The 7,784-nt window shown below is 47.6% G+C and carries 7 protein-coding genes; 2 read left to right on the plus strand and 5 right to left on the minus strand.

The features are described from left to right. Positions 1-51 precede the first annotated feature (51 nt). Positions 52-744: an energy-coupling factor ABC transporter ATP-binding protein gene (locus tag C7B77_RS18285; protein ID WP_106307988.1), complete on the minus strand. Its 693-nt coding sequence runs from the start codon at positions 742-744 to the stop codon at positions 52-54. 107 nt (positions 745-851) lie between these two features. Further along, the gene (locus tag C7B77_RS18290) at positions 852-1,121 is read right to left on the minus strand and encodes a UPF0367 protein family (protein WP_106307992.1); all 270 of its coding nucleotides are present in this window, start codon (positions 1,119-1,121) and stop codon (positions 852-854) included. 418 nt (positions 1,122-1,539) lie between these two features. Between C7B77_RS18290 and psbD the strand changes: the two genes are divergently transcribed. Then, positions 1,540-2,598, plus strand: a complete 1,059-nt coding sequence (psbD, locus tag C7B77_RS18295) for a photosystem II D2 protein (photosystem q(a) protein) (protein WP_106307995.1) — start codon at positions 1,540-1,542, stop codon at positions 2,596-2,598. Between the two features lie 124 nt (positions 2,599-2,722). Beyond that, positions 2,723-4,084, plus strand: a complete 1,362-nt coding sequence (psbC, locus tag C7B77_RS18300; RefSeq protein ID WP_219892194.1) for a photosystem II reaction center protein CP43 — start codon at positions 2,723-2,725, stop codon at positions 4,082-4,084. A 229-nt stretch (positions 4,085-4,313) separates the two neighbouring features. Here psbC and fusA read toward each other — a convergent pair whose 3' ends face one another. The 3 genes from fusA to C7B77_RS18315 all read right to left on the minus strand — a co-directional run bounded on the left by fusA (position 4,314) and on the right by C7B77_RS18315 (position 7,506). Continuing rightward, positions 4,314-6,395: an elongation factor G gene (gene fusA / locus C7B77_RS18305; RefSeq protein ID WP_181243916.1), complete on the minus strand. Its 2,082-nt coding sequence runs from the start codon at positions 6,393-6,395 to the stop codon at positions 4,314-4,316. Between the two features lie 451 nt (positions 6,396-6,846). Further along, the gene (gene rbfA, locus C7B77_RS18310; RefSeq protein WP_106308003.1) at positions 6,847-7,260 is read right to left on the minus strand and encodes a 30S ribosome-binding factor RbfA; all 414 of its coding nucleotides are present in this window, start codon (positions 7,258-7,260) and stop codon (positions 6,847-6,849) included. Between the two features lie 36 nt (positions 7,261-7,296). Further along, positions 7,297-7,506 carry a DUF751 family protein gene (locus C7B77_RS18315; protein WP_106308006.1) on the minus strand — a complete coding sequence of 70 codons (210 nt, stop codon included), beginning with the start codon at positions 7,504-7,506 and terminating at the stop codon, positions 7,297-7,299. Positions 7,507-7,784: the final 278 nt, after the last annotated feature.

The following is a 7,784-nucleotide window of genomic DNA, read 5'->3' on the forward strand; positions in this document are numbered from 1 at the left end:
TCCCAACTCCCAACTCCCAACTCCCAACTCCCAACTCCCAACTCCCAACTATCAACTATCAACTAATGTAACTTCCTGCATCAACCGCTGCCGCATCCGCTCTGGGTCGCCACGATCGACTACTTTACCGTGTTCGATCAAAAATGCGCCATCGCAATAGTCTAGTTCTTCGAGCCGATGGGTAACCCAGAGTGCCGTCAAGCCACGACTTCTGACGAGTTCTTGCACTTGCGCGACCAGATCGAGTTGCGCATCGGGGTCTAGCAAGGCTGTAGGTTCGTCAAATAAAATTACCTCAATTTGTCTGGCGATCGCGCCTGCAATGGCGACCCGCTGCTTTTGACCGCCGCTGAGTGCATAAGTAGGGCGACGGATTAGATCGACTAAGTTTACCGCCCGCAGAGCTTCAGTAACGCGATGACGGACTTGACTGGAAGTCAATCGTTCGGAAACCAATCCAAAGGCGACATCCGCACCGACAGTCGGCATGACTAGCTGAGTATCTGGATTTTGAAAGACAATTCCCAAGCCACCATTAATATCGATCGTACCAACTTGGGGTGTTAATAATCCCGCGATTAACCTCAATAAGGTTGATTTCCCGCTCCCATTCGTACCCAAAAGCATCCAGAACTGGCCGCGTGGAACTGATAACGAACAACGATCGAGGACGGTTTTACCAGATTTCCAGGCAAAGGATAGATCCTTGACTTCAATCGCTGGTACTGGGATAGATTCAGTCATATCGGGGCGGGGCTAAAGATGTGAAGTTGGGAGGCTATTGTCCTAGTGAAATGTTACCAGTCCTAGCCGATCGCCTATCGATCGACTATAACTACACTAGCAGACTCTCAAGATCCGGCAAAAGCCACAAAACCGGGGGTTTTACCCGAAGCTGCCGCACCAGATTTTTCGTACATTTGCGCGGCGACGATCGAATCGGTAGCTACAGCAATTTTCTTTTCGGGCTGACGCTCGCACGTTAGCTCTAGCAAAGAGGGATTGCCCGCTTTCATGGCTTCCAAAACCTGTTGATAGACGGTAGTAGCTTCCTCGGCAGTTTTACGCTGCACGGACATAGGCATGGCCGTATTTTTGAGCAAGATTTCGATGACGTACATATAATGTAGGGAAATTTTGGTAGTAACCCCAATTGTAAGCCGATTCTCTAAACAGAGTCTATGCTAAGAATAATTTAGTGGCTTGGGGCTGCTAAAATTTTGGTTAGAGCAGTCGATCCCATCGATTGTAGATATTAGCCCTCAACTCAAGCAGGCGATCGGAATATTCGTAAGTATTTTTACCTACAAATGGCGATAATGATGAGAGTAAAGGGCTATTTTGCATCAAATTATTAAATTTTGTCGAATAAAAGCTTAAGATCCTGCCCATTTCGACACAATTCTATTAGACTAAGTAAAGAAACGTAAACTGATTTAATAAATCAGCTAAGTCCTTACGCGCTTGCGGTGTATCCTTAGTGCATCATCTCGATCGCGTCCAACAATGTCCTTATAATATCTGGAGTTTTACTGCACCATGACCATTGCAGTTGGCAACCAGCAAGTCGAAAGAGGCATCTTTGATGTCTTAGACGACTGGCTAAAAAAAGATCGGTTCGTATTCGTCGGCTGGTCTGGTATCTTACTATTTCCCTGTGCTTTCATGGCCCTCGGCGGCTGGATGACTGGCACTACATTCGTTACTTCTTGGTACAGTCACGGTTTGGCTTCTAGCTACCTTGAAGGTTGCAACTTCCTGACTGCTGCTGTTTCTACTCCTCCTAACAGCGTGGGACATTCCCTCATGTTACTCTGGGGACCTGAAGCGCAAGGTGACTTAACTCGCTGGTTCCAACTTGGCGGTTTATGGAACTTTATCGCTCTTCACGGTGCTTTCGGTTTGATCGGCTTCATGCTGCGTCAGTTTGAAATCGCTCGTCTAGTTGGGATTCGTCCTTACAACGCACTTGCGTTCTCTGGCCCTATTGCTGTATTCGTCAGCGTATTCTTGATTTACCCATTGGGTCAATCTGGCTGGTTCTTCGCACCTTCTTTTGGTGTAGCTGCAATCTTCCGTTTTATCTTATTCCTCCAAGGTTTCCACAACTGGACGCTCAACCCCTTCCACATGATGGGTGTTGCAGGTATTCTCGGTGGTGCGCTCCTGTGTGCGATTCACGGTGCGACTGTAGAAAACACCTTGTTTGAAGACAGCGAAAACGCCAACACTTTCCGCGCATTCGACCCTACTCAAGCTGAAGAAACTTACTCGATGGTAACTGCTAACCGTTTCTGGTCGCAGATCTTCGGGATTGCATTCTCCAACAAACGTTGGTTGCACTTCTTCATGCTGTTCGTTCCTGTGGCTGGACTGTGGTTTAGCTCTGTCGGTATCGTCGGTTTGGCTCTAAACCTCCGCGCTTATGACTTCGTATCTCAAGAATTGAGAGCGGCTGAAGATCCTGAGTTTGAAACATTCTACACCAAGAACATTCTGCTCAATGAAGGGATCCGCGCGTGGATGGCTCCTCAAGACCAACCTCACGAGCAGTTCATCTTCCCTGAAGAAGTTCTACCTCGCGGTAACGCACTCTAAAGCTTTGAAACGTCGGAAGATAAATGTACAATCTATTTATCTTCCGGTTTTTTATAATCCGAATTTTATTTTATAGTTCATCGATCGAGGTACTGCAAGAGTGGAAACGCCCTTTAATACTACAATGATGACAGGCGGACGCGACCAAGATTCAACCGGGTTTGCCTGGTGGTCTGGTAATGCACGTCTGATCAATCTGTCTGGGAAGCTGTTGGGCGCACACGTCGCTCACGCTGGTTTGATTGTTTTCTGGGCTGGAGCTATGTGCCTGTTTGAGGTAGCTCACTTCGTGCCCGAAAAGCCAATGTACGAGCAAGGCATCATTTTGCTTTCTCACTTGGCTGCCCAAGGCTGGGGTGTTGGCCCTGGTGGTGAAGTAGTAGATACTTTCCCTTACTTCGTCGTTGGTGTATTGCACCTGATTTCTTCGGCGGTACTGGGTGTGGGTGGTTTGTACCACGCACTACGCGGCCCCGACACATTAGAACAGTATTCTTCTTTCTTCGGTTACGACTGGAGAGACAAGGATAAAATGACTTCGATTCTAGGTTTCCACTTGGTGATCCTCGGAATTGGCGCATTACTGTTAGTTATCAAAGCCATGTTCGTTGGTGGTTTGTATGATACTTGGGCACCAGGTGGCGGTGATGTTCGCCTCGTGACCAATCCTACTCTCAACCCTGCAATTATCTTCGGTTATTTACTGAAAGCTCCCTTCGGTGGCGAAGGTTGGATTATCAGTGTCAACAACTTAGAAGATGTTGTCGGCGGACACATTTGGGTTGGCTTGATCTGTATTTCTGGCGGGATCTGGCATATCTTAACCAAGCCTTTCGGTTGGGCGCGTCGCGCTTTGATCTGGTCTGGTGAAGCTTACCTGTCCTACAGCTTGGCAGCAGTCTCCTTGATGGCGTTTGTAGCGTCGGTTATGGTTTGGTACAACAACACTGTTTATCCTAGTGAATTCTTCGGCCCTACTGGCCCTGAAGCTTCTCAAGCACAAGCATTGACCTTCCTGATCCGCGACCAACGTCTGGGTGCGAATATCGCAACCGCTCAAGGCCCTACTGGTTTGGGTAAATACCTGATGCGTTCTCCTTCGGGCGAAATCATCTTTGGTGGTGAAACCATGCGCTTCTGGGATTTCCAAGGCCCTTGGTTGGAGCCATTACGCGGCCCTAACGGTTTGGACTTAAGCAAGGTTAAAAATGATATTCAACCTTGGCAAGCACGTCGTGCGGCTGAGTACATGACTCACGCTCCGCTGGGTTCCTTGAACTCTGTTGGTGGTGTCATCACTGAAACCAACGCATTTAACTACGTATCTCCTCGGGCGTGGTTGGCTTGTTCTCACTTCGTTTTAGGCTTCTTCTTCTTTATCGGTCACTTATGGCACGCAGGACGCGCACGCGCTGCTGCTGCTGGTTTCGAGAAAGGATTAGATCGCGAAACAGAACCAGTACTATTTATGAATGATATCGACTAGTCGATTGAATCGATCGTCGGTACTCAAAAACTCCTGTCATTTGGCAGGAGTTTTTGTTTGAGTAAATTTAGTGAGCCACTTTTAGAGAATTGGTGCGTTACCCTACGGGATAACACACCCTACTTCGATCGTCGATCGACAATTTCGCTCGGGAGCAAGTCACCCCTTAAACTAAAATTGTCGGCATCTACCCAGATGCCGACAACTGTTAGCTAATTTATGATGCAGCTTATGCTGCGGCTTTTTCCTTCGATTCTTTAATCACTGCTTCGGCAATGTTGCTAGGACAAGCAGCATAGTGCGAGAAAGACATTGAGAATTGACCGCGCCCAGATGTCATATTGCGGAGATCGCCAATATAACCGAACATTTCACTCAGGGGCATATCAGCTTTAATCCGCACGCCCACACTGCTGGATTCTTGGGATTCGATCGTGCCGCGACGACGGTTGAGATCGCCAATGACATCACCCATATAGTCATCGGGAGTGAACACATCCACCTTCATAATTGGCTCCAACAATTGGGGGCCAGCCTTGGGCATCGTCTGACGATAAGCGGCTTTGGCGGCAATTTCAAATGCCATTGCGGAGGAATCCACAGGGTGGAAGCCACCTTCCAATAAAGTGAACTTCAGGTCTAGACAGGGGAAGCCCGCTAATACACCCTTATCGATCGAGCTTTCAAAGCCTTTTTCGACTGCTGGCCAGTATTCGCGGGGTACGCTACCGCCAGTAACCTTGGATTCAAATATAAAGCCAGTTCCAGGTTCGCCTGGTTCCAGAATGTAGCCGATCTTGGCGTACTGACCGGAACCACCAGACTGCTTCTTGTGAGTGTATTCATCTTCGAGCGTCTTGGTAATCGACTCGCGGTAGGCAACTTGAGGCTTACCAACTTCTACTTCCACGCCGTGTGTGCGCTTGAGGATGTCTACCTTAATATCCAAGTGCAGCTCGCCCATCCCTTTGAGGATCGTTTGACCGCTTTCCTCGTCGGTCATCATGTGGAAGGAAGGATCTTCTTGAACCATTTTGGTCAAGGCTGCGCCCATTTTTTCTTCCGCACCCTTGACTTTAGGCTTAATCGCGATCGAAATCACGGGTTCGGGGAAGACCATCGGTTCGAGGGTAGCTGGATTTTTCGGATCGCAGATCGTATGCCCAGTGCGGACATTCTTCATCCCGACGATCGCAATAATGTCGCCAGCCTGAGCGGATTCGATTTCCTCGCGGGTGTTAGCGTGCATTTCCACCATCCGACTGATCCGCTCGGTTTTGCCAGTTGCGGTATTCAGCACTGTGTCCCCTTTGGAAAGGGTACCGGAATATAGTCTTGTAAAGGTCAAGGAGCCATAGCGATCGTCCATAATCTTAAACGCTAAGGCGCGCAACGGACGATCGGGATCGACAGCGGCGAATTCTCCAGTCGCATTACCTTCTAAATCAACTTCAGGCTGAGGATTTACCTCCATTGGGTTGGGGAGGTAATCCACAACCGCATCTAGCACCAGTTGTACGCCCTTGTTCTTAAATGACGAACCACAGTAGGTCGGGAAGAATTTCAGATCGCGGGTGCCTTTACGAATGCATTGCTTCAGTTCTTCTGGGGTTGGCTCCGTGCCCTCTAGGTACCGTTCCATCACCGCATCATCTTGCTCTACGGCTGTCTCGATCAGATGTTCGCGGTAGCTTTCGACTTTCTCCTTCATATCTTCAGGCACATCGCCGATGGTGTAGCTCAACGGGTCGCCAGAGTTGTCCCACGTCCATGCCTTACGGGTAATCAAATCCACCACGCCCAAGAAATCATCTTCGATCCCGATCGGCAGTACCATGACCAAAGGCTTTGCACCCAAGATTTTTTCTACTTGCGCGACCACCTTATAAAAGTCCCCGCCAGTTCGATCGAGCTTATTGACGTAAATCAGGCGAGCGACTTTAGAATCGTTGGCATAACGCCAGTTGGTCTCAGACTGCGGCTCTACCCCACCAGAACCACAAAAGACCCCAATCCCACCATCGAGCACCTTCAAGGAGCGATAAACTTCAATTGTGAAATCGACGTGACCAGGGGTGTCAATGATGTTCAGTTGGTGCTCGTTCCAGAAGCAGGTGGTAGCAGCGGACTGAATTGTGATCCCCCGCTCTTTTTCCTGATCCATGAAATCTGTGGTTGCGGCACCTTCGTGTACCTCGCCGATTTTATGAATTTTACCAGTCAGTTTGAGGATTCGTTCGGTAGTGGTGGTTTTGCCTGCATCGACGTGTGCGAAGATACCAATATTTCTATAGCGGGTGAGATCCTTCATGATTAGTCTATTAAATTAAGTTCTAGAAATAGTGGATGTGAGCTGAGTTGGGAAATGCTTATATTTCAGCACAATCCACAAATTGCGTTCGCGTAGCGTGCCATTGGCAATCGAGTAGCTCTATAGCAAAGTTCCAACTGAATGAACTAATGCGTTCTATCTAGGACTACGATTACACATCTTCTCACTTTGCGGTTAAATCCGAGTAAGCTTACTCACATCTTGCACCAGTTTAAATACACTAGTGCTTGGTAGACTCAGGGTACCCACAAGGGGCACCCTGGGTCTACCAAGTACTAGTCTTTCCGTATTGGTGCAAGATGTTAGTTTGTCTACCCAGACTCGATCGGCTTGATGCCTAAAATGCTACTAGCGACTGAGGTTACTTTTTGCTTAGCGATTCGATCGATATCGATAGGGTTTTCGATATAAATTATAGCCATCTTATGGTCTATTTATCATTTACCATCGAGCCATCGGCTACTTCATCGTTAGCTGGTTCCGACTCACCACGTTTGAGACTGAGTTGGTTGATGAGCGATAAGACGCTAGTGGCTCGATCGAATGATTTATCTTCAACAAAGATCACCGTTGGCGTGCGTCTGAGCCTAACTCGTTTGCCCAATTCACTACGGACGTATCCAGTAACGGCTTTGAGTCCTTCCATTGTCTCGGCGCGAACTTCGTCGCTACCGTAAATACTGACAAAAATCTTGGTATGCTGGAGATCGCCAGCAACATCTACAGCGGTAACACTGACCATGCCCGCACCAACCCTGTCGTCTTTGATATCAAAGAGGATCATCTGACTGACTTCGCGCTTGATTAATTCGGCCACACGCGATACGCGACGAGTATTAGTCATAATTTCTATTAAATCTTTTAACTTCGACTCAAAACTCTAGGTGATGGGAGTAAGTCCCAGCATTGCTCTGAGTGTCAATATTACTACCATTATCATTCCCACTACAAACCCTACCAGTGCAACTGCTGTCACTGGACGTTTCCATAGTGGTACCAACCAACCAAAGGCAGAAAAGAAGATACCGAGGACAATAGTAACAAAGTAGCTAGGGTATCGTCCGATGTTGTCAAAAAAATCACCAAACATTACAATTTCGATCGAGCTAACTGACAGCAACTATTATAACCGAATGTCAACTGCTGTGTTCGATCGGTAAAATTAGATTAATGTGAGTAAAACATCGTCGATAATTGTTTGGTTCCCAGGAATGCAGCGGTTTGACAGTAAGCAATGAGAGTAAAATAACAGTAGTCAAAAGAGTTAAGTTTTAGATCTTATTTTGAATGATATTTATTTATGCAGCCTAAATTTGCTAATGAATTAGCTTGGCAACAAGCAGAGTTTCTGATGCAACCGATTTATAT

Source organism: Chamaesiphon polymorphus CCALA 037, assembly GCF_003003845.1.
Classification (GTDB): Bacteria; Cyanobacteriota; Cyanobacteriia; order Cyanobacteriales; family Chamaesiphonaceae; genus Chamaesiphon; species Chamaesiphon polymorphus.

Coding starts and splice junctions, on each gene's coding strand:
- C7B77_RS18285 (WP_106307988.1), bottom strand. CDS start 744: ATGACTGAATCTATCCCAGTACCAGCGATTGAAGTCAAGGATCTATCC.
- C7B77_RS18290 (WP_106307992.1), bottom strand. CDS start 1,121: ATGTACGTCATCGAAATCTTGCTCAAAAATACGGCCATGCCTATGTCC.
- psbD (WP_106307995.1), top strand. CDS start 1,540: ATGACCATTGCAGTTGGCAACCAGCAAGTCGAAAGAGGCATCTTTGAT.
- psbC (WP_219892194.1), top strand. CDS start 2,723: ATGATGACAGGCGGACGCGACCAAGATTCAACCGGGTTTGCCTGGTGG.
- fusA (WP_181243916.1), bottom strand. CDS start 6,395: ATGAAGGATCTCACCCGCTATAGAAATATTGGTATCTTCGCACACGTC.
- rbfA (WP_106308003.1), bottom strand. CDS start 7,260: ATGACTAATACTCGTCGCGTATCGCGTGTGGCCGAATTAATCAAGCGC.
- C7B77_RS18315 (WP_106308006.1), bottom strand. CDS start 7,506: ATGTTTGGTGATTTTTTTGACAACATCGGACGATACCCTAGCTACTTT.